The organism is Undibacterium sp. Di24W, assembly GCF_049340325.1.
Taxonomy (GTDB): domain Bacteria; phylum Pseudomonadota; class Gammaproteobacteria; order Burkholderiales; family Burkholderiaceae_D; genus Undibacterium.
Genome location: NZ_JBMPOP010000005.1, coordinates 397,195 through 424,194 on the forward strand (window position 1 = coordinate 397,195; position 27,000 = coordinate 424,194).

The window sequence follows — 27,000 nt, forward strand, 5'->3', positions numbered from 1 at the left end:
ACCAGATCATGACGAATTGCAGCTCCTCGAATGTGTATTGCAAATAAGCTTAATTCAATTGCCCTGCTTGCTCCTTCTGTTGCGCAGGAATACTGGAAGCTGCAGTTGAAGTGCTTCCATTTTCAGTTTCATCGGATTTTTTGACATCATCCAAATAACGTTCTACCAAATCAAAAAATCGACCATATAACTTAGCATCGGCAATCGTTTCGCTAGCGACCTTCACCATAGAATCATTGCTGGCACCAAATGGCAGGGAGATCGAGCCTATTCCACCTACACCCAAACTAGCACTGGTGCTGTTTTTCTTGAGTGAATAACGGTCACGTACCGCGTTGATAAAAATGGTGGTGCTGTTACTACCTTTGCTATTCGGCGCGCACACGACGTTAAATTCTATCTCGACATGAGTTTCATCATCCGATTGAAATTTTCTACGACCTTTAACGTTATTGCTATTAGCATCGCTAATGATGTAACCTTGACTTAGCAAAGCTCGTCTGGATGCCTCACAGCCTTCCTTATCACTACTGGGAAAGCTATAGGTGAACATATCGGACATGCCAAATTCATCTTTGTGTGCGACGGCAGTTTTGCCCGGAGTACCGGTACTAGTGCAGGCACTTAAAAGGCCACTCAGTGCCAGCATGCTGCCAGCAAACAGGAAAGAGCTTGATTTGCTTGAGAAAGCCATAAAACACATTCTGTTAGAAAAAGTTCATAAGATTCTACGCATCGATTTTACGTTGAGACATGTTTATTGCGCTGACGTAAGCGCGTAGCCGCCTCGAGTATCATCACTTCAGTACTCGCCCAATCTACACAGGCATCAGTCACTGAGCAGCCATAGATTAATTGTGATAAATCTGCTGGAATTTTTTGATTGCCAGCGACAATGTTGGATTCAATCATAAGCCCGACCAAAGCCTGATTGCCATTGACTACTTGATTAATCACATCCGCCATCACCAGTGGTTGCAACTCTGGTTTTTTGTAACTATTCGCGTGCGAGCAATCAACAATAATATTGGCAGGCAGCTTTGCTTTTTTTAATGCTTGCTCCGCCATTGCTACCGACACCGTATCGTAGTTGGGGCGACCGTCACCACCACGCAATACTACGTGGCCATATTGATTGCCGCGCGTGCGCACGACTGAGACTTTGCCTTGCCCATTCAAACCAAGGAAAGAGTGTGGATGTGACGCAGATAAAATCGCATTGATAGCGATACTGATGTCACCATCCGTGCCATTCTTAAATCCCACTGGGGTTGATAAGCCTGACGACATTTCTCTATGAGTTTGTGATTCTGTTGTGCGCGCACCGATGGCGGTCCAGGCAATCAAATCACCTAAGTATTGTGGTGAAATTGGATCTAGTGCTTCGGTCGCGGTTGGTAGTCCCAGTTCGCAAATATCTAACAAAAATTGGCGGGCTTTTTCCATGCCAAGATCAACCTGGAAAGAATCATCCATCAAAGGATCATTGATATAGCCTTTCCATCCTGTTGTGGTGCGTGGCTTTTCAAAATACACACGCATGACTAGCAGCATGCTGTCCTTTACTTCTTCTTGTAAAGCTTTTAAGCGACGCGCGTAATCGAGTCCTGCGATGGGGTCATGGATAGAGCAGGGACCTACAACGATGATCAATCGATCATCTTTGCGATCCAAAATATTTTTCAGCGCTTCACGTCCGGCATCGACCACGGCCGCTGCATGTTCAGATAAGGGTAATTTTGCATGTAATTCTTCCGGCGTTGGCATAGGTGCAAACGAGCTGACATTAATGTTTTCTAAGTCTTGGCTATTCATAAGTGACGGGAGTAAAGGATAAGTGCAGGTGATGTTGATAGATTGCCTTCTATTATAGGGCAGCGGCTCATTAAGGTTGTGCCGCAAGCTACTCTTTAGATGTCGGAATGATCACAATTTGAGTTTGATCGAGATTTTTTGTGACTATTCGAGGCTTTATCGACTTGGAACTAGAATAGAAGGTATTTTTTGCGTCTATTCCTTTGATCAGGTAATAAGCATTTTTCTTACACTAGTTGCAACTCGATTTATTGAAATTATAGAGGTGCTTCTATGCAGTCTTCATCAAGTTCTCAGCAAAATGGGCGCTATAGCGAACCAAAGCGTCTGCATGGCGTCCCGGGCAATATTTACGTGCTGCGTAACACCGGTTTAAAAGAGGGATTGCTGCAGATAGGTTTGAGCCGTCGCTCGGGCTGGGCTAAAGCTCTAGAATTAAATCGCGACAAGACCAATACCATTCCCGGCAGTTTTGAGTGCATATTTGAATTACGAGCGCAGGATAGCGGCGGAGCCCTAGATGCTATTTTTCAGGCTATCCATAGCTTGCGTCATGGTCGGCGCGAACAAGACTTTTTTGAAATTGATGCACTTCAAGCGGAAGCCATTATCACGCAATGCGTGCGCGAAGCAGATCTGAAATTCCAGACACGCTATCGTCACGAGTCTGCGTTACGTGAGTATTTGGACAGAGAAAAAGCCGAAACTGAAGTTGAAGGTAACAGTGCTCCTATTGTGCGCGAAGGCATTTTCAAAAAAGCGATGTCTTGGATGTTAAACTGAACACTAGCTTTTTGACTTTGCTTTGCCAAACTAGGGCAGTAGCCAGTTTGGCAAAGTATCAAATGAAGTGCATCTAGACTCGCGCGTGAACGGCCTAGACTTTATTCATCTAGGCGCTATTTGCGAATCGAAATATGTGAAACGTCTAGCCGCATTTCCCCTTTCTGCTTGACACAAGTTCCACTGTAGTTGGTAGAGGAATCTTGCTTCCAGCTAGCCTCACTTCCTTCTGGTTTTCCTTTGCATGCGGCATGTACTTCGGCGGGAATAATAATTTCTGGTGGTTCTGGAGGGCTAGGCGGTTCTGGTGGGCTTGATAGGTCAGCCACGGTTGGCGGCGGTGGCGGTGAAGGTGGATTCGGCATTGGGGGTAAAGCGGGTGGCGCAGGCGGTGGTGGCGGCTTGATGCATGCTTTTTTTGTTGAATGCTCATCACAAATGATAGTAATGACTTTGCCCGACTTATCTTTGAACTCAACGTTGATTCTGTTTTGTGCCAGCGTTAAACCTGTCGCACCCAAAGCGGCAAACAATAAAATAGCAATGATAGGTTTCATGATTTCTCCAGGTAGATTGATAAAAGCAAACACGTGGTTTTAGTGCCTTTGCGCGTTTACTCAGTGCAGACATGATGCAAATCAATTGTGGAGATAATATGTAGGCGCTAGATTAATCGTGATAATCGAAGCGATATCCCAGTCCATAGATGGAATGGATAGCCTGAATCTCTGGCAGAATCAGCTCTAATTTTTTACGTAAATTCTTGATGTGGCTATCAATAGCACGGTCGGTGACGTTGAAATTATCTTGGCTTAAGCGATCTAATAACTGCATTCGTGAAAAGACCTGACCTGGATGAGCGATAAAAGTCCTTAAGATTAAGTACTCGCTGCGCGTCAGATCCAGCGTTTTTCCTTTCAGAGTGATTGTTTGTGCTGCCTCGTCCACATTGAAACTTATATCGTAGGATGGGTTTGACGCCGCATCTTTGGGTTCGCTACGTCTTAATATGGCTTTGATGCGCGCCATCAATTCGCGCGGACTAAAGGGTTTGCATAAGTAGTCATCGGCACCGGCCTCTAGGCCAAGAAGACGATCAACCTCTTCAACCTTAGCTGTCAGCATTAAAATAGGTACTTGAGAAAAACGGCGGACTTCCTGACAAAGGTTTAGTCCATCTAATCCTGGCAGCATTAAGTCGAGCACGATGAAATCCGGTGCCTGTACTTTGATGTGGAGCAAAGCCGCCTGGCCATCTGAGATGATATGTGCCTGATATCCGGCATGACGTGCGTAATCGGCGATCAAAGCAGACAAATCATTTTCATCTTCGACGATCAGTATATTTTTTTGTTGTAGTGGACATGGTGTCGTAGTGAGCTTAACGTTTGGGCTGAGTTTGCGTTAATTGAATTGTTACGCATAGACCACCCAAGTCGGCGTGCGAAAAATGGATGCTTCCGCCATGTGCTTCTATGATGCGACGGCACAGTGCCAGCCCAAGTCCAGAACCACCGTGCTGGCGATTACGAGAGCTTTCAGTGCGGAAGAAACGTTCACTTAGACTTTTCAATGCGAGTTCAGGCACTCCTGGTGCGCTATCGTTTAGTGTAATGACTATGAGTGATGTTGCGCCTTCGGATTTTTGTACAATGTCGAGATGGATATGACCGCCCGACGCTGTATAACGAACACTATTCTCTAGTAAATTAATAAACACTTGGCGCAGGCGCTCTGGATCCGCGTTGAGGTAAATTTTCTCTGTGGTTTGGTTTCGATATACTGTTTCTAGAATTAGCTGCGCTCGTTCAAATTTTTCTGCGAAGCTGTTCAGTACTTCATCGATTAAATCGTTGAGGCAAAGCGTTTGAATTTGAAAAACTTGCTCACCAATATCAGCTCGCGCTAACGCATATAAGTCATCAATTAATGTGTTGAGTGACGTGACTTGACGTAACAGAAGCGCGATATTGTCTGGACTGGCAGTTCTTACACAATCTTGTATTGCTTCAATTTGCGCGCGCAGCACGGATACTGGCGTACGTAGTTCATGTGACGTATCGGCTACCCATTGTTTTCGGCTGATTTCTGCTTGCTCTAGCTTTTCGGCTAAGGTGTTGAAACTAAGAGATAACTCTCCTAACTCGTCACTACGATTAATGTTAAGTCGTGTGCTGTAACGCCCCTCAGACAGTTGTTTTGCACCATCGGCTAGATTGCGGATAGGGCGACGAAAATGCACCGCCAGCAAGCTTGCTGCGACAGCGCTTAACAAGACACTGAGTGCGCCTATCATTGCGATGCTGCGACCATAGTTTTGTAAAAAAATACTCGCAAACTGATCTGGTTGGCTTGTCGTTTTCTTTACCAATAAGTAGCCAATTTGTTCGCCATCGAGATACAGATAGCGGAAATTTTCTCCCAAAGGATTATTGGGTAGGCCAGCTAAATAGTGCGAGTCTTTGTCGAGTAAAGTTATACGCAGATAGAGATCGCCTTTTTCAATACCAACAGCTTTGTTCGCGTCGTTGCTTTGTATGTTGGTCGCTACTGGCACTACAGTTTCTTGTGCACCCATAGGCGACGGCAGTGGTGGCAGAGGAGGGGGGGCTGGCGGTTCAGGAGGACTTGGAATTGCTTGCGGCGCGGGTGGCTCCGGTGGTGCGATTCTATAGGGCCGAGATGGTGGTAATTCAGGTAATTTTGCAGCTAGAGTCTCCGCGGATTTTGCTGTCGTGATTGCATGAGATTTTGGCTCTGGATTGGCTGCAGGCCCCTTAAGCTGTGCCTTACCTTCGCGCTTTTCGTGAATGCGCGTTAACTCTTTGCCGAACCAGAGGCGCTGTTCCTCCGATGTATTTGGTAAAAAAGACCAATCCCGATTGATCCTATACTGAGCACTCAATTCATTCGAAACTTCATGCAAACGATCTAAGTCAATGTTGGCGGCATAATCAGAAAAATTGGATATTACCTTCTCGCTCATGACAAGCAGACTGATTAGTGCAACGCTCATGATAGAGAGTAGCACTGCAAAAAAAAGACGTAAGCCGATAGAAAATTTCACAAAAAATTAGCGAGACATTCGCGAAATGATGAGCCAGCGTTGAGTGTAGTGTGGCTCAGCTAGCTTGCCAAGCTTTAAGCGACGCACATTAAATAAAAGATGTTTTTATGTGAGATCGCACAATTTTTTTTGCTGTGATTCACTATCTCCATTATTTCTCCATAATTGGAAATAGTTTTTTTCGATTGAAATTCTAAGATTACTTAATTGTCGAAAATTGTACTGGCAGTGTTCTCTGGTATGGCCAGCTTTTCACCTTGCAAGGTACCGCGACGCCATATATCGTTTTCGATTAAGAGAATTTCACCTGATTTGCCGCTCTTGATATCGCTATCAATGGAGAATATTTTGCCTTGGTAATGAGATAAAATGCCGGACATCGTAGTGTGTCCAACGACTATGCGTTTGACCTCTAGCTGTCGCAATAGTTGATCAAGCTCGTCGCTTGGCAATTGAGGTGTTTTGAAGTAACCGCGATACCAAATCGGCCCTAGGCTGCCATATAAAAAACTCAAATGAACTTGCTTTTTGATATCACTTTTAGCTAGTCCCAAGGATGAAGAAAATTGTTGGTTAACTTCTTTGATCGATAGCTTAAGTTTCAGATAGTCAGGATGTAAGCCCGCATGCATAAATAGACTGTCGTTGATTTGAACGATCACTGGCTTACTTCTGAGCCAGCGTCCTAGTACCGTATCTGCGCCAAATAATTCTGGATAGCTGACGCCCAATTCGCGCGCAACGTTAACATATTTTTCGTTTACGTAACGCAGGTCATTGGCCATGATCATGGTTTCATGGTTACCCAATAAAACATGTAATCGACCACCTTTAGCTTTGGCTTGGGCGTCAAGTCGATATAGCAACCACAGTGCATCTGTCACTTGTGGTCCGCGATCAACGATATCTCCAGCGATGACCAAATGGCCATCACCAAAAGTCCAGTTTAAATCTTGGCCTATGATGCCATGTGCTTGCAGCAGAGTTTTTAAACTGCCGTACTGACCGTGAATGTCGCTGAGCGCCGCGATTTTTTTTGCTTGGTACTTGGTGCTGACCGTATAAACAGAGGAATTTTCATCAATCACGATGCTGGCAGGAAAAGCACAAACAGGATCGATAGTGCTGCCTATGGCTGTCGTATAGTTTTTTTGTATTAATTTTCCTTCGCACAACCAACGTGCTTCTATTCCCTGGTTGACGTAGCGTGCATGGGGACCATCGTCTTGTTGCGCCTGTGTTGGCGCGGTAAGGAAAGTCATCAAGACTGAACAAAGTAATGCTGGAATTAGTTTCATTATTTAACCTGAGCAGGTGAATTGACTGAATTAGTCAATTAAGCGAATCAACTAAGCGAGTCAACTAAGCAAATAGAACGGCCATATGGTAAACGAAGTTCTGTTTAGTGGACACTTATATAACGCCTTTTCATTTTGTATACCTTTTCGACATCAGAGGTAAAATGAATCTACGTGCTGCACATGAACCAGCATTAGGAGTATCTGTGCGGCAGGCGTATTAAAATGAAGGGCAGAACGCCAAGCCAGTTGTTTATGCTGGCACGGGCCGAAAACGATAATGCTCTTGAGTGAACAGATCTATCCCGCATTGTAGGCTTTCTATCCAATCTAAGAAGGCTGGAATCGCTTCACCTGTCATGTAGCGACCATGCTGCGGCACTAACATCTCGACATCCATTTGACGCACCATATTGACCCAAAATCGACAGACCTTATTCGATACCATATAGCGCCTGTGAAAACCGCTCATACTAGGTAGTTGGTCGTAGAATTCGGCTTTGCTGGTGATCGGTTTATGAATGCTATCGGCATCCACCAACGACGCACCCATATCACCAGAAAACAGGATTTTTGAGGTGCTGTCGTAAAACTGGAAGTTACCTTCGGCGTGCAGGAAATGCGCAGGAACCGCGTACAGCGTAGACGCAATCATAGGCACTGGCATACCTTTATCCGGAATGCCAATAATTCGGCCATCAGCGCGATTCAAGTTGCAAAAGTGTGGCACAAAGCGTGCCCATAGTTGTGATACATAGAGATGACATTCGGTGCTGTAGAGCCATTTGTCAAGCGCGCCGATGATGTCAGGATCTTGGTGTGAGGCGAACAGGAATTCTAGATTCTTCTTAGGCAAATACTTTTGCATCGCCAAGGTGAGGGCGTTGTAAGTGATGTTGCCAGATGGGTCAATCAAGGCACCTTGACCGCCTGAGACTATTAAGAATTGGTTGGCTTGCACGGCATCTTCGGTAGAGCCTGTGACCAGGTCATTGAACATGATGCAGCTATGTTTGCCATTGTTGAAAAGTTCAATCGCCACGCGGACTCCTGTTATTTTGCGCTAAGTTTAAGCACTTAGCGAGATACCAAGAATCGATTTTACTTGAAGCAATAATTCGAAATTTGATGTGGATTAAGTTTTTGCTGCAAATGCAGAAAGAATGTTGACTCATTTAACTTGTACAGTGGTCAATAAAAAGCCCCGGACATGCCGGGGCTCGTCTCAATAACAAGGAAATTAATATCCTAAGGCGCGGCCATCAGGATTGCGTGGATCGGCAAACGCTTCAAATCCATCATCGCTGATCTTGATCGTCTGTGTTCTGCCGATAGATCTGCCGATTGAAAATGTATGTCCTTTTTGTTTCAGAAGTTCTAGTGTGTCGAGATTGAAGCCACGTTCCAGGCGTGTAACATCTGGTTCCCATTGATGATGTATGCGCGGCGCGATAGTCGCTTCTGCGGCGTTTAATTGATGATCAATGATATTTAAAATAACCTGTAAGGTTGTGGTAATAATGCGGCTGCCACCTGGGCTACCTGTTACTAAAAACGGTTTGCCGTCTTTCAACACCATCGTTGGCGTCATGGAGCTGAGTGGACGTTTTTTTGCCGCAACGGAATTTGCTTCACCGCCAACTAAGCCGAACGCATTAGGTACGCCCGCTTTGACCGAGAAATCATCCATTTCGTTATTCAGCGTAATACCTGTTCCGGTAGCCACGATGCCACTACCGAATAAAAGATTTAGTGTGTAAGTGGTTGCGACGACATTACCGAATTTGTCTGCCACTGAATAATGAGTGGTTTGATCACTCTCGTAGGGTAAAGGTTTGCCGGGTTTGATTTGTGCGGATGGTGTAGCACGATTCAGATCAATTTTTTTGACCAACTCGTCCGCATATTTTTTTGAAGTTAAACCACTGAGAGGCACTTTAATAAATTCGGGGTCACCCAAAAACTCAGCACGATCTGCATACGCGAGTTTCATGACTTCAGTCATTGTATGAATAGTTTGTGCGCTGTTTAAGCCTTGTTGCCCGATAGGGAAATGTTCCAGCATATTCAACATCTGAATAATGTGTACACCGCCAGAACTCGGCGGTGGCATCGATACGACCTGATATCCGCGATAATTACCCTTAACAACATCCCGCTCGACGGCTTTGTAATTTTTCATGTCGTCGGCATTGATCAGACCACCATGATTTCTCATTTCAGCGACGATCTTTTTTGCGATGACACCTTCATAGAAAACTTTCGGACCTTGTTGTGCGATTAAACGCAGTGAATTGGCGAGGTCTTTTTGAATTAGTTTTTCACCCGCATGTAAAGGTCTGTCGCCCTTGAAAAAGACGGCGCGACTGGACGGCCATTTACCGAGTTGATTGCGGCTAGCTTCCAGTAATTGCGCCAGATAAGGCGTGACTTCAAAACCTTGTTCTGCCAATTTGATTGAGGGGGCGATCAAATCCTTTAACGACATGCTGCCGTATTTGCGCAAAGCCAAATCTAGACCTGCGACCGTGCCCGGCACGCCGACAGCTAAATGGGTAGACGTGGAGCTGCCAGGAATAATTTTGCCGTTGGCATCTAAAAACATATCGCGATGGGCGAGGGCGGGGGCTAGTTCACGAAAATCGAGGGCAATGTCTTTGCCACTTTTCGCATCATGAATCAACATGAAGCCACCGCCACCAATATTTCCCGCATGTGGTAAGACGACAGCTAGTGCAAAGCCCACTGCTACAGCTGCATCGACTGCATTGCCGCCGCGTTTTAATACATCCAAACCGACCTGACTCGCCAGCCCTTGTTCACTTGATACCATGCCATGCTTGGCGCGTACCGGGCTGAGGATGTCATAACTGGTGTCATATTGAATTTGTGCACCTGTGCCTTGGGCATAGCTGCTCTGTGCGATAAAACTAAATTGAGAGAGTGCGAAAGTCGCGGCGATGAGTGTAAGGCGGAAATTCTTGAACGAGGACACTGTACGTTTCCTTAAGAAATGCAAAGTCCGGTGACGACACATTGATTTGCGTTTTTTCCGTACTTTTATTGTGGAGAAGCTTGATTGTCGCTAACTATCGGAAATAAGTCGAGTCTTGATTCCTGAATTTAGCTTCCCAAAAAAATAATAGAAGTAAATTCAATATGGAATAGAATTGATTTGGAGCTATTCGTATTTATTTAAAAGCTTGGGACGAAAAAAAGCCACCTGCGAGGGTGGCTTTCAATTTAAAAGAGGAATCCTTTAAATTATTTTGCTTCAGCTTCAGCAGAAGTTGCGCCGGCTGGTTTAACAGCGATAGCAACTGTTGCGTCATCACCGTGTACTACAGCAGAAACGCCTTTTGGCAATTTCAATGCAGATACGTGTATTGATTGACCAGCTTCTAATTTGGACAGGTCAACTTCGATGAATTCTGGCAAGTCTGCTGGCAAGCATTCTACGTCCAATTCAACGGCAACATGGCTGATTACTGCTGCAGACAATTTCACCGCAGGAGAGATGTCAGCGTTCACGAAATGCAAAGGCACTTTAACGTGGATTTTTTTGTTGGCATCAACACGTTGGAAATCAGCGTGCAATACTAATTGTTTAAACGCGTGCATCTGGAAGTCACGCAACAATACTTTTTCTACTTTACCATCAACATCCATGTCGAGAATGGAAGAGTGGAATACTTCTTTTTTCAAGGCATGGAACAAAGCATTGTGATCCAAAGAGATATTCACTGCTGGCTCTGTACCACCGTAGATGATACCTGGTGTTTGACCAGCATTACGCAGGCGGCGGCTCGCTCCGGTGCCCTGTACATTACGTGCAAATGCGACTACTTTCATTTTAATACTCCAAAATAAGCAAACTTATGCGCAGTTTGAGATGCGCTCATTTTGCGTTGACTCTCCCGCGACCAGGAGAGTGAAAAAAGTTTTGATGCGTTTAATACACCAAAACAGAAAAACTAATTCTATAAAATCTTTATTCTGAGAACAAAGAAATGACTGACTCACCTTTAGTGATGCGGCGGAAAGTCTCAGCCAGCAAACTATCGCAAGACAATTGGCGAATCTTAGGGCAAGCCTGCGCTGCTGCTGACAAAGGTATCGTATCTGTTACCACTAGTTCATCGAGTGGAGAGTTGTTGATACGGTCAATAGCCGGGCCGGACAAGACAGCGTGCGTACAATAAGCCAAAACTTTTTTCGCGCCGCGTTCTTTCAATACTTCAGCTGCTTTGGTCAAAGTGCCAGCCGTATCAACCATGTCATCCATGATCACGCAATTCCGACCATCGACTTCACCAATGATATTCATAACTTCTGACACATTGGCTTTTGGGCGACGCTTATCAATAATCGCCAAATCGCAACCTAAACGTTTTGCCAAAGCACGGGCTCGAACTACACCGCCAACGTCAGGAGAAACAACTAATAAATCATCGTAATTCTTTGCAACCAGATCACCTAACAAAATTGGTGATGCGTAGATATTGTCTACTGGGATATCAAAGAAACCTTGAATTTGATCAGCATGCAGATCCATGATCAAAACACGGCCAACGCCCGCTTCTTCCAACATATTCGCTACCACTTTTGCAGAAATCGCTACACGTGCAGAACGCGGACGGCGGTCTTGACGGGCATAACCAAAGTAGGGAATCGCTGCAGTTATACGACCAGCTGAAGCGCGCTTTAGAGCATCGACCATCAACATGATTTCCATCAAGTTGTCATTGGTCGGCGCGCAAGTCGATTGCAATACGAAAACGTCTTTACCACGCACGTTTTCATTAATTTCGACCATCACCTCGCCATCAGAAAACTTGGAAACGTCAGCTTTACCGAGACGAATGCCGAGTTGCTTTGCAACGCCTGCCGCTAAAGCAGGATTGGCATTACCAGTAAAGACCATCATGTTGTCGAGAGCGTGTGCCATGAGATCACCTAAGGGAATAAAAAAGCCACTTCAAGAGAACAATACTCAGCATCACGGTTAAAATTCTTGTTGTAATGATTACTGAAAATACTGCCGTAAAAAACCGAAAAGCCGCCGCATCATTTGTATGCGGCGGCTTGGGAATTAAATGGCAGGGGAAGAAGGATTCGAACCTTCGCATGCCGGAATCAAAATCCGGTGCCTTAACCAGCTTGGCGATTCCCCTACACAACTTATTATCAATTGCTTACTTCGTTTTCGATTGATAATCCGCGAAGCCGCTATTTTATCTTGAAATCAGCAATCAACCAAATTTTTATCATGCAACCTAGAATTTATAGGGTGCTGTTGTAATGCTTTTGCTATCCATGATGTCCAGTGATGTGGAACTTGCTGTAAAACGTTTTTTGCCGCGCCTTCGTTTTGAAAGGCACAAAAAACACAAGAACCTGACCCCGTCATCTTGGCATCACCCTGATTTACTTCATATTGCTTGAGCCAGTTTATAGCGTTCGCAATTTCAGGATGTAGAGCACAAGCAACAGCTTGCATATCATTTCTCCATTCAACTTTCGCTGCACTGGAAAAGTCCGTTATTCTGACGGGCTTCGTATCTCTTGTCAACTCTTTGGCGGAAAATATTGTGGGAGTTGGTACATGAACACCGGGTTCTATGACAACAAACCACTGCTCAGCAGTCTGTACCGCCTGCATTTGCTCGCCTATCCCTTCTACGAATGCATTTTGTCCAAAAATGAAAAAAGGCACATCCGCACCCAGTTGTAAGCCAAGTTGCATGAGCTGTTCTTGGGTCAATCCACATTGCCATAGATGGTTCAAAGCCATTAAAGTGCTAGCTGCGTCGGATGAGCCGCCACCAACCCCGCCGCCCATCGGCAAATTTTTATGCAGGTGAATATCTGCACCCAATTGGCTCTTGCTATGCAGTTGTAATAAACGCGCTGCGCGTATGACTAAATCAGTTTGCTCAGGAACACCTTCGACTTGATTCAATCTGCGAATGACACCATCACTACGCACATGGAAATCCAGCGTGTCGCAACGATCTATCAACTGAAATACGCTTTGCAATAAGTGGTAGCCATCGGTGCGGCGACCCGTGATGTGCAAAAACAAGTTCAATTTGGCAGGGGCTGGGCAGGCCAGCCATTGACGGTTTGTGAGTGTTGAATTGCTCATGCTAAATGTCTGGTGATAGGGCGTGCGTAGATCGATAGGTTCTAATGATAAAAACGTAATCGTGTCTACAATAGAAAAACTACATGATTATGATGCCGATTTTGACCAAGCCAAACTGTTCAGTCATCTTTTCCAGGTCTATGCGTTTAGGGCGGACTTGCCTTGCATCCTCCTGCCATTTGACGAAGCGCAATTGCCAGCCTTTTGAATTCAATTGGAAGTCATCTTGCGCTGGGATCGCGACAGCGATCTTGTTGGGCTGTAAATCAAATCCTTGTAACCAAATTTTTAAATCGTTAATGGGAATAGACCAACCCAAACTATCAATCAAAAGTTGTTCAATATCTGTCGCATAACGGGTTTCCTGTTTGGCTTGTTCCAGACTCGCGCTGATCGGCGTTTGATGAATATTCGCGACCGTTTGACCGAAAGAAGAGCTCAGGCTGATATGTAGTTCTGTCGGAGTTTGTTGCCATTCATAATTAACGGTGACGCTTTGGTCTTGTTGATCTTGTTGATACCGTATTGAGATTCGTCCATTCAATTGCAAATTTTCTTGCAAGTTACGAGGCGCCGCTGCTTGTTGTGGCGTCAGTGATTTCGTACTAGTACAAGCGCTTAAAAACGTACAGCAGGCGAGTATGAATAGGCCGCAGATCAGATTCGTATGGCGATGTGCTGGGCGTGGTAACGCAATATTCATTGCTTTTGTTATCTTTCTTGTCATCAGAGTTTAGGTATTTATGTGCTTGTCCTTTAATTCAAGTGCAGGCAACTTAAGGCAAAACTAGGCCTAGCCTTTCTAAGGTCGATTTTAACAAGGCATTGTTATTGTCTTTTTTTCTGGCATCGCTAAACAACTGGATTGCCTCGGTCTTTTTGTCTTGTGCCCATAGTACTTCTGCCAAATGTACAGCAACGTCGATATCTTGGCGTAAGGCGAATGAGGTACGTAAGAACTGCTCGGCTTCGGGTAATTTGTTGAGTCGGAATTTAACCCAACCCAAGCTATCCAAAATATAAGGATCATTGGGGTTTAATTGGTTGGCTGCTTCTATCAATTTTTGAGCACTTTGCAGTTCGATATTTCTATCTGCGTAAGAGTAGCCTAGCGCGTTATAAGCAAGTGCATTATTCGGCACCATTTGAATCAATTGCTTGAGTGCCGCTTCCATTTCTGGATATTGTTTCTGCGCTTCTGCCAGCATTGCGAAGTCATACAGTAACTCGGTACTTTCAGGATACTCACTCAGAGCTAACTGCAAAAGTACGAAGGCTTCCAGTGTTTGTCCCGCATCTTTCATGATCTGCGCTTCTGTTTGCAATAACTGGATTTTTTCGGCGTCTTTTTCTGGTGTTACAGTTTGCAGAAATTTGCGTGCATCAGGATATTTTCCATCACTGGCAATCATAAGAGCACGGCGCATTTGTATCGTGAACCAGGCGGGATTTTTGCCGTCCTTGCGTTCTACTTTCGCTAACCAAAGGTCGGCAGTTTTTTTGTCTTTGCGCTGTAAGGCGATTTGCGCCAGATTGACGTAGACCGGGCTAGCGTCATCCTCTTCTGTGACACGTTGAAGGAATAGTGTGAAGTATTTTTCTGCCTCATCAATCAGACCTAAATCCATCTCGATCGCGCCCAGGGTGTATAAGCTTTGAGTTGTTGAGTCACCTTTACTTTCCTGCTCTCTTAGCAGGTAGAGAAACTCTTGCTTGGCCGCCGCTAATTGTTTGTTTTCAATCAGCATAGTGGCATAAGCCAGGCGAACTTCTTTTGCTTGCGGCAGCCTTTGCAAGTAGGCTGCAATCAGTTTTAAAGCATCCTGAGGTTCCGATGCTTGAGCCAAAGTCAAAACCGCTAATTCAGAGTCTGGGCGTAACTGTGTCGCTGCTTGCGCTTCAGCTAAAGCGCGGACATTGTCTTTATTGCGATAGGCACCACGGGACAGCGCTATGCGTGCATCAAAGGTTTCGGCATAGGGCTGCAATATCGCTTCCAGCGTGCTGAAGGCCTGCTTGTTGTCTTGCATGCGCGCTAGTACCCGCTGTGCATGATGGATAAGTGATATCTGTTCGTTGAGATCACTGGTGCGCAATTTTTCCGCGAACAGTTTTTGAATCTCGGTGAAATTATTTTGTACCACCATCAGACTTAAATAGTATTGCTCAGCCTCGCCTGAGCCAGGTGCCAATTCACGCCACAAGCGCAGGGCTGCCATGGATTCATCCATTTGTTGCGCACCCATTGCGATTTCCATCGCGCGTTTGGCTAAACGGGGATCTCGGGTTTGTTGTGCAACTGAAAGCACGGTGATAAAAGCACTTTGCCATTCGCCTCTTTGGACTGCCAATTCCGAGGTGGTTAATTTATAGAGAATATCTTTGCTTAATGCTACATTGGGCAATGCTGACGGGTTCTCTGGCAGAACTTTTGCCGATGCAGCTTTATTCTTGATAATAGTCGCACCTGTTTGGCGTGCAAACGCGGGAAGATTGCCTATCCCGCCGTAGATTGTCGAAGCAATTAAGGATTGCAGCAGCAGGCTCTTGATTCGCCGCAGTCTTGTCGTCGGTCCTTTTGTCTTGAATTGTGCGGGGTTTGTCTGTCCGGCAAGTGCGGCTGGCCTAAGTCTGGGTACAATAGCTATATTGTGAGTTTGAGTGAGAACCAAATTCTTCAATGCCATTCCTTTGGTGAAGCTATCGGTCATTATTTTATTGACGATAGCTGATATGAGTAGGCTTACTAATTCTTGCGATGTTGGCTTTAATTTTACGCCGTATTCAAACGTGACTTATAGCAAATTGTATCAGTCATAAACGGATGAGCAGAACTTTGTGATAATGGGGCCGAGATATTTATTTGGGCTCTTAATGCATTTTTTAAAGTACGAATTTACGATTAACGAGTTTTCCATGCCTGAATTGCCAGAAGTTGAAGTCACACGTTTAGGACTTGCTCCTCACGTGGAAGGTTTTGTCGTAACGGATCTTGTTTTGCGTCGTGAAGGTTTGCGCTGGCCTTTTCCTTCGCAGTTGAAAGACAAAATTGTAGGGCAACGCCTACAAAAGACTGGGCGTCGAGGTAAATATCTTTTATTACATTTTGCTTCAGGTACGGTGTTGATACATCTGGGAATGTCAGGGAATTTACGCGTAATGCCAAAGGGGACTCCAGCACAAAAACACGATCATGTTGATATCGTATTTGGGAAACAATTAATACGTTTGACTGATCCGCGCCGATTTGGTGCTGTGTTATGGCATGATGCGGCCGACGGTGCTATCGATGAACATCTACTGTTACGTAATTTGGGTGCGGAACCATTGCAAGATGGCTTTGATGCACAATTGCTATTTAAAAAGACACGGCAGCGTACGGCTGCGATCAAACAAGTTTTACTAGCTGGCGATATTGTCGTCGGTGTTGGCAATATTTATGCATCTGAAAGCTTGTTTCAGGCAGGAATTAATCCCAAAACTGCTGCTTATCGTATTAGTCTTAAGCGTTATCAGGCGTTGGCATTGGCGATTCGACAAATCTTGGCCGCAGCTATCGTTCAAGGCGGCAGTACGCTCAAGGATTTTGTCGGTGCAGATGGTAAAACTGGCTATTTTCAACAGAATTACTTTGTTTATGATCGTGCTGGAGAGCCCTGTCGTGTTTGTCAAGGAATAATTAGACACATAAAGCAAGGTCAACGTAGCAGCTTTTATTGTGTTAATTGTCAAAAGTGAGCCAGAATACGGTTTTATCTGCGGCAACATAAAGAATGTCGCCATTCGATGGCATGTAAAGTAATCGGGCATTACCCTTGCTGCTATGTGAATCGTCCTGCTTTTTAAGGACAGGTATTAAATTGCAAGAGAAAACATTGAGGATGATATGAGTAATTTGGTTCAGAATTTCCAGGAATACAGTAGCTGGCGTAAAGACGTTGCTCAAGCCATAGAGCAATATCGGGCTTGGATAGCTGGATCTGATTTTGCTGACAGTGCCCTCGATCAAAAAATAGCGCGCCTCAAAGAGCGGCTGGCGGATGATAAATTGACGATCGCTTTCGTCGCTGAATTTTCGCGCGGCAAATCAGAACTCATTAATGCGATTTTTTTTGCAGATTACGGGCAGCGAATTTTACCTTCATCTGCAGGTCGCACCACGATGTGTCCGACAGAATTAATGTATGACGAAACCATTCCGCCCTGCATACGTTTACTGCCGATAGAAACTCGTAGCGAAACTTTAAGCACTACCGAATACAAAGGACATCATCAAATCTGGACTGTACTGCCGCTCGATCCGAAATCGGGTGATGGCATGCTGGAAGCTTTTAAACAGGTTAGCCTAACCAAAAAAGTCACCAAAGAAATAGCAAAATCTTACGGACTCTATGACGAAGCTGATCCGGATGCTGTTTTAGAGGTCGACGAGAATGGCTTAGTCGAAATTTCACAATGGCGTCATGCTATTGTTAATTTCCCCCATCCTTTGCTAAAGCAAGGTTTGATTATCGTAGATACGCCGGGTTTGAACGCAATCGGTACTGAACCAGAACTGACCTTGAATTTAATTCCCAATGCGCACGCAGTGCTATTTATCTTGGCTGCAGATACAGGAGTTACCAAGAGCGATATTGATGTTTGGCGCAATCACATAGGTGGCGGACCTGGCCGCATGGTCGTGCTAAATAAGATTGATAGTATGTGGGATGAGTTACGTACGGTAGACGAAGTGGAGTCTCAGATAAAACATCAAATTACCACGGTGGCACATAATTTGTCGATCGAAGCCAATCAAGTATTTCCGATCTCGGCACAAAAAGGTTTGGTCGCAAAAATTAATAAGGATGCGTCGCTGTTGGCGAAGAGTCGTTTGCCAAAATTGGAATATGCTTTGTCGAAGGAATTAATTCCGTCCAAGAAAAATATTATTCGTGCGCAATTAAGCACGGATATTCAAGAAATTGCTGATGGCCAACAAGCGATCATTGTGGCGCGCGCTCGCGGTGTTAACGAACAACTTCATGAATTGAAAAGTTTGCGGGGTAAGAATCAGAATGTGGTTGAGCACATGATGAAACGTGTCACCATGGAAAAACAAGAATTCGATGCCAGCTTGATTAAGATGCAGGGAACCCGCGCTGTATTTACCCGTCTATCTACCGAGGTCTACACTACTTTGGGTATGGATATGTTGAAAGCTGAAATTGCTACCGCGCGTGAAGCGATGGAAAAAAGTAAATTCTCATTGGGTTTGAAAGAGGCTATTAAAGAATTCTTTGAACAGGTTAAATTGAATTTAACAGCCTCCAATCGTAAGACGGATGAGATATCAGAAATGATGTCCATCATGTATCGTAAGTTCTCCACCGAGCACGGTTTAGCGCTGACCTCGCCTATGCCTTTTTCTCTTGATAAATACCTGCAAGAAGTAAGTGCGATTGAGCAAGTTTTCCTGCGACAATTTAGCACCATCACTTTGATGACTACTTCTCAAAAAGTGTTGATGCAAAAGTTTTTTGATTCGATTTCTGCGCGTGTTAAACAAAGTTTTTCTCAAGCGAACCGTGATGTTGAAGCCTGGCAAAAAGTGGTGATGGCACCAATAGAAGCGCAGATTCGTGAGCATAAAAATCAATTGAAGAATCGCATGCAATCTATACAGCGAATTCATGTTGCTACCGACAGCTTAGAAGAGAAGATCACCAGCTTTGAAACCATGTATGCAGAGGTAGAAGCACAGAAAAAAACTTTGGAAGAGCTTCGCAATAACATCAACAAAGCTTTGGCTTCTGAGATGAGCGCGGTATAAATAATTGAGGTAACAAAGAATCGATAGACGCTTGGTCAAAAGAAGGACCGGCGTCTTTTTCTATTTGGAGCAGAAGAACAACATGAACTCAAACTCAGGCAATAAATTCAAACCAACTATGTTGATCTTGGCACTTTTGGCATCATCAGTATTTAATTTTTCTGCTTCTGCTCAAGATGCCTGGAAAAAAATTGATAGCGGCGTCACCGTCGAGCTACGTGGTCTGTCTATCGTGAATCGCAATGTGGCCTGGGCCAGCGGTGCGAAGGGCACTGTTTTGCGTACCGTGGATGGTGAAAATTGGGAAAATGTTTCTATCGCCAGCAAGATACCGGAGGCGTCAGGTTTGGATTTTCGAGATATTCAAGGTGTCGATAAATTTACTGCAATTGCGATGAGCGCCGGCCCTGGAAAATCCTCAACGATATACAAAACCGTCGATGGTGGCACGCACTGGGAATTGATGACCGTGAATGGTGATGCGAATGGATTTTGGGATGCGATTGATTTTTGGGATGCGCAAAACGGTGTGATTTTCGGCGACCCCGTCAATGGCCAATTTCAAGTTTTGATCACACATGATGGTGGTAAAAGTTGGCAGAACGCTGCACGTGATTTGAATCAATTGAAGGCTTTAGCGAACGAAGGTGCTTTTGCTGCCAGCGGCACTTGCATTGCGATTTACGGCAAACAAGACGTTTGGTTTGCTACCGGTGGTGCCGAGAAAACCCGTGTATTTCATTCAGCTGATCGTGGTCAGACCTGGAGCGTGGCCGAAACGGCAATACCTGCTGGAGCGCCGCCTAAAGGTTTGTTTTCGGTAGCGTTTGCCGATGGACTGACCGGTTTCGCTGTTGGTGGAGATTATCAGAAAGCCAAAGGTGAAACACTCAATGCGGTTATTAGCCAGGATGGTGGTAAAACCTGGAATGCTAATCCCGCGCTACCTATGGGATTTTTATCAGTCGTGATGGCTGTTCCAGGACAGAGTAGCACTTTTGTTGTAGGTGGATTAGCAGGCTCTGGCGTAACGAAAGACGCAGGTAAGACTTGGGAAGTGTTGGGTGAAACACCTTTGAATGCACTTGGTTTTGCTGATGCTTTGCATGGTTGGGCGGTAGGGCCTAAGGGCTTAGTTATGAAGTATGCAGGTAAGCGTCTCGCCAAATAAGTCTAGGAATACTTGAGGGTATAAGCGAGTCGTAAGTTGAATTTGAATCGAGTCCTAGTTACATGAAAAAAGCATCAGCGAAGTTAGATGGCAGGCAAGACGATAGTCGTGCCAAGAAAGTGATTCGTATCAACAACGTATTGCAGGAAGAGTCACCCTATTACGATCCCAGCTTTTCAGAATCGGTGATCAATTGGCAAAAACAGCATGGACGACATAGCTTGCCTTGGCAGCAGACTAACGATGCTTATCGTGTCTGGTTGTCTGAAATCATGCTGCAACAAACTCAAGTTACGACGGTTATTCCTTATTACCAGCGTTTCTTAGACAGTTTTCCCACCGTGCACGAGTTAGCCGCTGCGCCATCTGAGCAAGTGATGGCTCTGTGGGCTGGCTTAGGCTATTACACTCGCGCCCGCAATTTGCACCATTGCGCTAAACAGGTCGTTCAGAAGTACCAAGGTAACTTCCCTAGTGATCCGGTTTTATTACAAGAGCTGCCGGGTATAGGTCGTTCAACCGCAGCAGCGGTCACTGCATTTTCGTATGGTACTTTGGCGGCAATTTTGGATGGTAACGTGAAGCGTGTGTTTGCCCGCGTGTTTGGTATAGAAGGTTTTCCTGGTGCCAAACCGGTGGAAGATGATTTATGGCTGCGCGCGAATGCATTGTTGCCTAAGCAGGATATTCAATCATATACGCAAGGCTTGATGGATCTGGGAGCTACACTCTGCACCCGTAGTAGTCCGGCTTGTCAGCGTTGCCCATTGCAACAAACCTGCATCGCACACAAAACTCATCGTACGGCCGAGTTACCAGTACGCAAACCTAAGCGCGAGCAAAAAGAGAAACATACTGTGCTCTTAGTCTTAGAGCATGAAGGTGAAATATTGCTGGAGCAACGACCCGATAGTGGCATTTGGGGCGGGCTCTTGTCTTTGCCTGAGCTTGACGGTATGCGAGAAGGCAATGGCAAAACACCTGCACCCGATTTATTTCAAACAGACGTTGCGACGCATTTGTTGGCTGATCCGCGTCTTATGAGTTTGGATGAGCAGGTCTTGAATTCAGTCAGACGATTTGGAGATGTCGCATGGTCGACTGACTTACCCGAGTTAACGCATGGCTTTACCCATTTCAAACTTTATATTCGTCCTTTGCATTTTCGTCTATCCCAACGCTTGCATTTTATTGCTGAGAAAAATGTCGCTTGGTATCCCTTAACTCAAATTGAGCAAGCCGCACTACCTGCGCCGGTTAAGACACTGCTGTTGAGCTTGAGAATACGGTAAATGGATCAACTCATCGCCTTATCAATAAAAGTAGTGTCGCATTAGCCTAGTCGGAATTCATTCCAGTTTTTTCGTACTTCATCACGTGTGTTCGGATTTGGTCACATTCGCACAATTTTCTCATACTAATCGCTAGAATGACTCTCTGTTGTTAGAGCTGCCCCAGAGTCAATTTTTTCGAATTTGTAGTAAAGGAGTGTATCTTGTTCAATCCAGCATTTAGACGTGTGCTCGGTCTGGCGACTTTGAGCCTACCCTTGAGCCTGTTGACCTATGGTCAAACTGCGCAGGCCGAAACCAAGCCTTGCCGTATCTCTAGCTTCCCACAAGAAGTGCAATGTGGGCAAATCCAACGAGCGCTCGATCCGGCTAAGCCAAATGGAAAAAAAATCGACGTACATTACGTCGTGCTGCCATCTAAAGATAGAAATAAACTACCTGACGCTGTGTTCTTATTGGCGGGCGGTCCTGGCCAAAGCGCGGTCGAGGCGGCCGGCTTTGGTGAAGCTGTTTTAGGTAAACTCAATCGTCGTCGTGATTTGGTTTTTGTCGATCAACGTGGCACGGGAAAAAGCGCTCCATTGCGTTGTATTGAATTAGAAGCTAGCGAAAAGATTCTTGATAAAGAGGGCGCGCTGAAATTGACTCAGGCCTGTATGCAGAGTTTGCAGAAATTGCCTCACGGTGATTTGCAATTTTATAGCACCAGTATTGCAGTTCAAGATTTAGAAGCCATTCGTTTGGCGCAAAATTATAGTGCCGTAAATTTAGTTGGTGCTTCTTATGGCACGCGAGTTGGCTTGGAATATTTACGTCAATTTCCTCAGTCAGTGCGTCGTCTGGTGATAGATGGGGTAGTGCCGCCGGATCTGAATTTGTTGGCGTCTGATGCCAAGCCAGCATTGGAAGGTGTTTTTTTAGATTGCCTGAAAAATACCCGTTGCAATACCGCATATCCTGATTTGGCTGGAACGTGGAAGCGCTTGTTGAACAATACGCCGCGTCAATTCACTTTCACTAATTCGCGCGCTGTTAGTACGATAAGTACAAAAATCCTGAGCGATGATTTGATCGGTATGGTGTTTAAAGCCTTGTATTCACCGACCATGACTGCGGCCTTGCCATATGCGATTACGCAAGCGGAAAAGGGAAAGTTAGATCCTCTACTGAGTTTAAGCGGCAGCTTTAATCAAGCTGGACCGGGCGGACTGACCATGGGTATGCATTATTCTGTCTGGTGCAGTGAAGCTTATGCAAAACCGCGAAAGGCTAGCGTCAATGCGGATGAATTCACGACAAGAATGGCCGAAACCTATGACAAAGTTTGTGCTAATTGGCCTCGTGCTGACATCCCTAAAGAGTTTTTTACGACACCGGTTTCAAAGTCACCAGTTCTGCTCTTGAGTGGTGGGATTGACCCAGTCACACCTACCCGTAACGGCGAGCAGATCGCCAAAGCTTTGGGTAGTAAAGCACGTCACATCAGCGTAGAAAATGCGGGTCACGGTTTATTGACGCATGGTTGTATCCGCGAGGTGTTGGACAAATTCTTAGCTGCTAAAACCGACGATGAAGCGTTACAAGTGGATGCGACGTGTGTCCGCCAAATTCCACGTCCTTTGGTCTGGCTCCCCCCAGTACAAAGTAACGAAAGCCCGACCGCTGTCGACGCGAAGAAAGCAGGAGAATAAGATGATTATTGTTGAAGACTTACATAAAGAATTTATCAAATTAGGAAAGCCGAAATTTGGTATTGGTGCCCGTAGTTCAGAAAAAGTAAAGGCGGTAAATGGTGTTAGTTTTACCGCGCAAGATGGAGCGATATTAGGTCTGCTCGGTGCGAATGGTGCTGGTAAAACGACTAGCCTGCGTATGGTTGCTTCGATGTTGAAAATGGACAGCGGTTCTATCAAGATCGACAATGTTCAGGTCAAAGAAGGACAGACCGCTTCACAAGCGCGCCTCGGTATTTTGTCAGATGCACGTGGTTTGTATCCGCGCCTTACTGCACGTGAAAATATACAGTATTACGGCAAGCTCCATGGTATGGACAAATCTACGATAGAAAAGCGTACTGATCAGTTAGCGCATTGGTTAGAAATACATAACCTACTCGAACGTCGTACTGAAGGTTTTAGTCAGGGTGAAAGAATGAAGATCGCCTTGGCTCGCGCATTAATCCACGACCCTAAAAATATTATTTTGGATGAACCGACGAACGGCTTAGACGTGGTGGCAACTCGCGCGTTACGTGAATTTTTACGTTGGTTAAGAACACCTGAAGGTGGCGGTAAATGCATCGTCTTTTCCACTCATATTATGCAAGAAGTTGAACGCTTGTGCGACACCGTTGTGATTGTGGCGCAAGGTCGAACTGTGTCCTCAGGTACTGTGTCTGAATTGATGCTACAGGCAAACGAAAATGATTTTGAAGATGCTTTCGTCAAATTAGCGTTTTTAGATAAACAGTCATCTACTAATTCTGAGGTTGTAACAGCGGCGGCAAAATTGAAGCAAGGGAGTCTAGCATGAGAGAAATAATAGCAATCTATTGGAAAGAGATTTCCGATGCGATGCGTGATCGTCGCACTTTGATGATGGTGTTGGCGAGTTCATTGCTGTTGGTGCCCGTGTTGTTGTTTGTATTTTCCACCGTGATGTCGCAAGTTGAATCGCAGGCTGTAGATCGTACGGTGCTGGCAGTGAACATGAAGGATGCACCAGGCCTAGAAAACTATATCTTGCGTCAAGGCTATCAAATTAAACAGGCGCCTGCTGATTATGAAGAAAAATCACGCACTAAAGAGTTGACCAAGCCCGTTTTACTGATCGCTGAAAACTTTGAAAACACCTTGGCACAAGCCAAACGCGTAGAGTTGGAAATTGCCTACGACACGTCGAATCGTCAAGCAGAAATGGGCTTGGGGCCGCTGCGTCGTCTGCTCAATGGATACGTGCAAGAGCGTAGTGGTTTGGACCTGATGATGCGTGGTGTTTCTCCAGAGCTGCTGCAGATGATTGCGGTCAAAGAACGCCATATCAGCCGCCCAGATGAACGCAAAGTGACGATTACCGGTATGTTGCCGATGGTCTTGATTATGGCCATAGTGATGGGCGGCATGTTTGCGGCGATTGATAGTACGGCGGGTGAGCGCGAACGTGGTTCTCTGGAGCCCTTGATGATGAATCCTGTTTCAGGCCTGCAATTGGCAGTCGGTAAGACAGCGGCGGTCGCCTCGGTCAGTGTATTGATCGTGATTTTGACGGTAACCAGTTTTTTCCCCGCACAATCCGTGATTGCAAATGAAGCCTTACGCGCTGAATTTCAATTTGGTGTGAAAGATGCTTTAGCATTTTTGGTGGTATTGGTACCTTTGGCAGCAGCGCTCTCATCTTTGCAAGTGGCATTGTCTCTAACGTGTAAAACGTTTAAAGAGGCTAATGTACGCAATCAATTATTGAGCCTGACGGTGTCCTTTCTGCCATTGTTTTTTATTTTGAATCCAGGTAAGGAACCAGCGTGGCTGGGCTGGGTGCCAGTGATGGCGCAAACGCAAATGATGAATCAAGTGCTGAAAGGCGAACTGGTCAGTTTGAGTGCTATCGCAATTGCTCTCGCCGTATGCAGCGCAATTGTCGTTGCAAGCCTGTTGTTCGTTGCTAAGAAAATGCGTCAGGTTGTGATGGAGTAAAAGCTGATGTGCAGTTAGATGCGAAAAAGCCGTCCAGTTGATTACTTGGCGGCTTTTTTTGAATCATTGTGATACTTGTCACACCAACGATAAACCTCACCCTCAAGGTTCTTAGTGGGTTTGACGGTGCCGTATCAAGACTTTTTCAGTTTGTTGAAAATGTTTGGCGAGTTTTTCTACCATGTAGACAGAGCGGTGTTGGCCGCCTGTACAACCTATACCAATCGTCAGGTAGCTACGGTTATCTCGTTTAAATGATGGTAACCATTTTTCGATAAAGTTGTGAATGTCGGTGTAGAGGTCTTGCGCCATAGCCTGCGCTTCGAGAAAATCAATCACGGGTTGATCACGACCGGACAGAGGACGTAAAGCATGGTCATAATGCGGGTTAGGCAGAATTCGCACATCAAACACAAAATCGATATCGAGCGGGACGCCGACTTTAAATGCGAAAGATTCAAACATCAGTATCAATGGCGCTTGCTCAACACCGATCTCATCTTTAATCCAGTTACGTAAAGTGTTGGCGCTCAGATAGGATGTATCGATCACGTGGCCGAGAAACTGCAAAGGTTCAAGCAATTCACGTTCTTTGGAAATGCATTCGGTTAGGCTTAGCGGCTCGCAGCTAAATTGTTGCTGCTGTAAATGATGGGATAAAGGGTGGCTGCGTCGCGTTTCTGAGAAACGAGCGATCAGGGTTTCTGAACTCGCCGTCAGAAAAAGTACCTTTAATTCATGCCCGTCATCACGTAGTTTTTGTATGTTGGCGGGAATGGATTGCAATTGTTGAATGCTGCGTGAGTCGATCGCGATAGCGACGTTCTTCACCCCTTCGGCTTGTAGCGTGCTAACTAGTTCCATGAGCAGGCTGGGAGGCAGATTGTCTACACAGTAAAATCCTGCATCTTCGATGACATTTAATGCCACAGATTTACCCGAACCAGATATGCCCGAAATCAATAAGATGCGCATGCCTACCCCAATGTTTCATCCATGGCACGGCGTTGGCGTTCCATAAATTCTTCTAGTGTATTGATGCCACGCAATTGCAATATGGTGTTGCGAACCGCCGCTTCTAGCAGTACCGCGATATTTCGGCCAGCAGCCACAGGAATAACCACCTTCTTGACCTGCAAACCTAAGACATCTTCGGATTCCGAATCAATTGGCAGGCGTTCATAGTTTTCTTCCAATGTGCTGCGACGAACCAAGTGGACAATCAATTTCAGGCGCATCTTGCGGCGCACCGAGGTTTCACCGAAAATTGCTTTGATATCGAGTAGACCCAGACCGCGGACTTCTAATAAATTCTGCAGAATAGGGGGACAACGACCTTCGATCATATTCGGCGCAATCCGAGAAAACTCTACAGCGTCGTCGGCTACCAAGCCATGGCTACGTGAAATCAATTCCAGACCTAATTCACTTTTGCCCAATCCAGATTCGCCAGTAATTAAAACTCCAACGCCCAATACATCCATAAACACGCCATGCATAGTGACCTGTGGCGCCAGTTTCTTGGAGAGATAGACGCGCAGATAATCGATCACCTGTGCCGCAGGCAAAGTCGTTGAAAACAGGGGAATATTATTGTCATCACAAACGTTCAAAAACGTTTGTGGTGATTCCAAGCCTTGCGCCACAATCAGAGCAGGGGGTTGACCAGCGACCAGCTCTTTAATCAGATTGGCACGCGAACCAGGCGATAGTCGGTGGAAGTAATCGAGTTCCTGATGACCGAGAACTTGTATCCGGCCAGGGTGAATTAAATTTAGATGACCGACCTGATCGGATGAGGCAGTTGCATCTTCGGTAATCTGTTTGTCGCCACCTGAAAAACCGGCGAACCAGCCTAACTGTAAGGTGTCGCGATTATCATCAAAGATTTTTTGTATAGTTAGTTCTGTCGCTAGTGGCAT

General features: G+C 45.5%; 23 protein-coding genes and 1 tRNA gene. 8 read left to right on the forward strand and 16 right to left on the reverse strand.

Annotation, left to right across the window (positions count from 1 at the left end; translation table 11 throughout):
* Positions 1-49: 49 nt before the first annotated feature.
* A complete protein-coding gene (locus ACO0KZ_RS13250; RefSeq protein ID WP_422995911.1) occupies positions 50-694 on the reverse strand; it encodes a DUF2242 domain-containing protein in 645 nt (214 codons plus the stop codon).
* Positions 695-741: 47 nt separating this feature from the next.
* Complete coding sequence (locus ACO0KZ_RS13255) at positions 742-1,815, reverse strand: 3-deoxy-7-phosphoheptulonate synthase (RefSeq protein ID WP_422995913.1); 1,074 nt, start codon at positions 1,813-1,815, stop codon at positions 742-744.
* A gap of 273 nt (positions 1,816-2,088) precedes the next feature.
* Between ACO0KZ_RS13255 and ACO0KZ_RS13260 the strand changes: the two genes are divergently transcribed.
* Complete coding sequence (locus ACO0KZ_RS13260) at positions 2,089-2,598, forward strand: hypothetical protein (RefSeq protein ID WP_422995915.1); 510 nt, start codon at positions 2,089-2,091, stop codon at positions 2,596-2,598.
* 116 nt (positions 2,599-2,714) lie between these two features.
* Here ACO0KZ_RS13260 and ACO0KZ_RS13265 read toward each other — a convergent pair whose 3' ends face one another.
* The 12 genes from ACO0KZ_RS13265 to ACO0KZ_RS13320 all read right to left on the reverse strand — a co-directional run bounded on the left by ACO0KZ_RS13265 (position 2,715) and on the right by ACO0KZ_RS13320 (position 15,822).
* Positions 2,715-3,155, reverse strand: a complete 441-nt coding sequence (locus ACO0KZ_RS13265; protein WP_422995917.1) for a hypothetical protein — start codon at positions 3,153-3,155, stop codon at positions 2,715-2,717.
* A 112-nt stretch (positions 3,156-3,267) separates the two neighbouring features.
* Entirely contained in the window at positions 3,268-3,942 is a 675-nt protein-coding gene (locus tag ACO0KZ_RS13270; RefSeq protein ID WP_422996053.1) for a response regulator, read from the reverse strand.
* A 37-nt stretch (positions 3,943-3,979) separates the two neighbouring features.
* Positions 3,980-5,614 carry an ATP-binding protein gene (locus ACO0KZ_RS13275; RefSeq protein WP_422995919.1) on the reverse strand — a complete coding sequence of 545 codons (1,635 nt, stop codon included), beginning with the start codon at positions 5,612-5,614 and terminating at the stop codon, positions 3,980-3,982.
* Between the two features lie 254 nt (positions 5,615-5,868).
* A complete protein-coding gene (locus tag ACO0KZ_RS13280) occupies positions 5,869-6,963 on the reverse strand; it encodes a metallophosphoesterase (RefSeq protein WP_422995921.1) in 1,095 nt (364 codons plus the stop codon).
* A 253-nt stretch (positions 6,964-7,216) separates the two neighbouring features.
* Positions 7,217-8,005 (reverse strand): MBL fold metallo-hydrolase, encoded by a 789-nt coding sequence (locus ACO0KZ_RS13285; protein WP_422995923.1) that lies wholly within the window; start codon positions 8,003-8,005, stop codon positions 7,217-7,219.
* A gap of 198 nt (positions 8,006-8,203) precedes the next feature.
* On the reverse strand, positions 8,204-9,889 hold the full coding sequence (gene ggt, locus ACO0KZ_RS13290) for a gamma-glutamyltransferase (RefSeq protein ID WP_422996055.1): 1,686 nt from the start codon (positions 9,887-9,889) through the stop codon (positions 8,204-8,206).
* Between the two features lie 338 nt (positions 9,890-10,227).
* Positions 10,228-10,815, reverse strand: coding sequence for a 50S ribosomal protein L25/general stress protein Ctc (locus tag ACO0KZ_RS13295; protein ID WP_422995925.1), 588 nt, complete (start codon positions 10,813-10,815; stop codon positions 10,228-10,230).
* Positions 10,816-10,954: 139 nt separating this feature from the next.
* A complete protein-coding gene (locus tag ACO0KZ_RS13300) occupies positions 10,955-11,911 on the reverse strand; it encodes a ribose-phosphate pyrophosphokinase (RefSeq protein WP_314858166.1) in 957 nt (318 codons plus the stop codon).
* A gap of 149 nt (positions 11,912-12,060) precedes the next feature.
* A tRNA-Gln gene (locus tag ACO0KZ_RS13305) sits at positions 12,061-12,137 on the reverse strand.
* 71 nt (positions 12,138-12,208) lie between these two features.
* Positions 12,209-13,111 (reverse strand): 4-(cytidine 5'-diphospho)-2-C-methyl-D-erythritol kinase, encoded by a 903-nt coding sequence (ispE, locus tag ACO0KZ_RS13310; RefSeq protein WP_422995928.1) that lies wholly within the window; start codon positions 13,109-13,111, stop codon positions 12,209-12,211.
* 79 nt (positions 13,112-13,190) lie between these two features.
* Complete coding sequence (gene lolB, locus ACO0KZ_RS13315) at positions 13,191-13,814, reverse strand: lipoprotein insertase outer membrane protein LolB (protein WP_422995930.1); 624 nt, start codon at positions 13,812-13,814, stop codon at positions 13,191-13,193.
* A 73-nt stretch (positions 13,815-13,887) separates the two neighbouring features.
* Positions 13,888-15,822 carry a hypothetical protein gene (locus ACO0KZ_RS13320; RefSeq protein ID WP_422995932.1) on the reverse strand — a complete coding sequence of 645 codons (1,935 nt, stop codon included), beginning with the start codon at positions 15,820-15,822 and terminating at the stop codon, positions 13,888-13,890.
* 205 nt (positions 15,823-16,027) lie between these two features.
* On the opposite strand from ACO0KZ_RS13320, the gene mutM reads away from it, so the two are divergent.
* From mutM to ACO0KZ_RS13355, 7 genes are all read left to right on the forward strand, one after another.
* Positions 16,028-16,849 (forward strand): bifunctional DNA-formamidopyrimidine glycosylase/DNA-(apurinic or apyrimidinic site) lyase, encoded by an 822-nt coding sequence (gene mutM, locus ACO0KZ_RS13325; protein ID WP_422995934.1) that lies wholly within the window; start codon positions 16,028-16,030, stop codon positions 16,847-16,849.
* 148 nt (positions 16,850-16,997) lie between these two features.
* Positions 16,998-18,923 (forward strand): dynamin family protein, encoded by a 1,926-nt coding sequence (locus ACO0KZ_RS13330; RefSeq protein ID WP_422995936.1) that lies wholly within the window; start codon positions 16,998-17,000, stop codon positions 18,921-18,923.
* A gap of 82 nt (positions 18,924-19,005) precedes the next feature.
* Positions 19,006-20,094, forward strand: a complete 1,089-nt coding sequence (locus ACO0KZ_RS13335) for a WD40/YVTN/BNR-like repeat-containing protein (protein WP_422995938.1) — start codon at positions 19,006-19,008, stop codon at positions 20,092-20,094.
* Between the two features lie 62 nt (positions 20,095-20,156).
* Positions 20,157-21,386: an A/G-specific adenine glycosylase gene (gene mutY, locus ACO0KZ_RS13340; protein ID WP_422995940.1), complete on the forward strand. Its 1,230-nt coding sequence runs from the start codon at positions 20,157-20,159 to the stop codon at positions 21,384-21,386.
* A 203-nt stretch (positions 21,387-21,589) separates the two neighbouring features.
* Entirely contained in the window at positions 21,590-23,077 is a 1,488-nt protein-coding gene (locus ACO0KZ_RS13345; protein WP_422995942.1) for an alpha/beta hydrolase, read from the forward strand.
* Position 23,078: 1 nt separating this feature from the next.
* Positions 23,079-23,918 (forward strand): ATP-binding cassette domain-containing protein, encoded by an 840-nt coding sequence (locus tag ACO0KZ_RS13350; RefSeq protein WP_422995944.1) that lies wholly within the window; start codon positions 23,079-23,081, stop codon positions 23,916-23,918.
* Complete coding sequence (locus ACO0KZ_RS13355) at positions 23,915-25,078, forward strand: ABC transporter permease (protein ID WP_422995946.1); 1,164 nt, start codon at positions 23,915-23,917, stop codon at positions 25,076-25,078. Before ACO0KZ_RS13350 ends, ACO0KZ_RS13355 begins: the two co-directional genes overlap by 4 nt.
* A 111-nt stretch (positions 25,079-25,189) precedes the next feature.
* Here the strand turns inward: ACO0KZ_RS13355 and rapZ are convergent, their stop codons facing one another.
* Both rapZ and hprK read right to left on the reverse strand, forming a co-directional pair.
* Positions 25,190-26,053, reverse strand: coding sequence for an RNase adapter RapZ (gene rapZ, locus ACO0KZ_RS13360; RefSeq protein WP_422995948.1), 864 nt, complete (start codon positions 26,051-26,053; stop codon positions 25,190-25,192).
* Between the two features lie 2 nt (positions 26,054-26,055).
* Positions 26,056-27,000, reverse strand: coding sequence for an HPr(Ser) kinase/phosphatase (hprK, locus tag ACO0KZ_RS13365; RefSeq protein WP_422995950.1), 945 nt, complete (start codon positions 26,998-27,000; stop codon positions 26,056-26,058).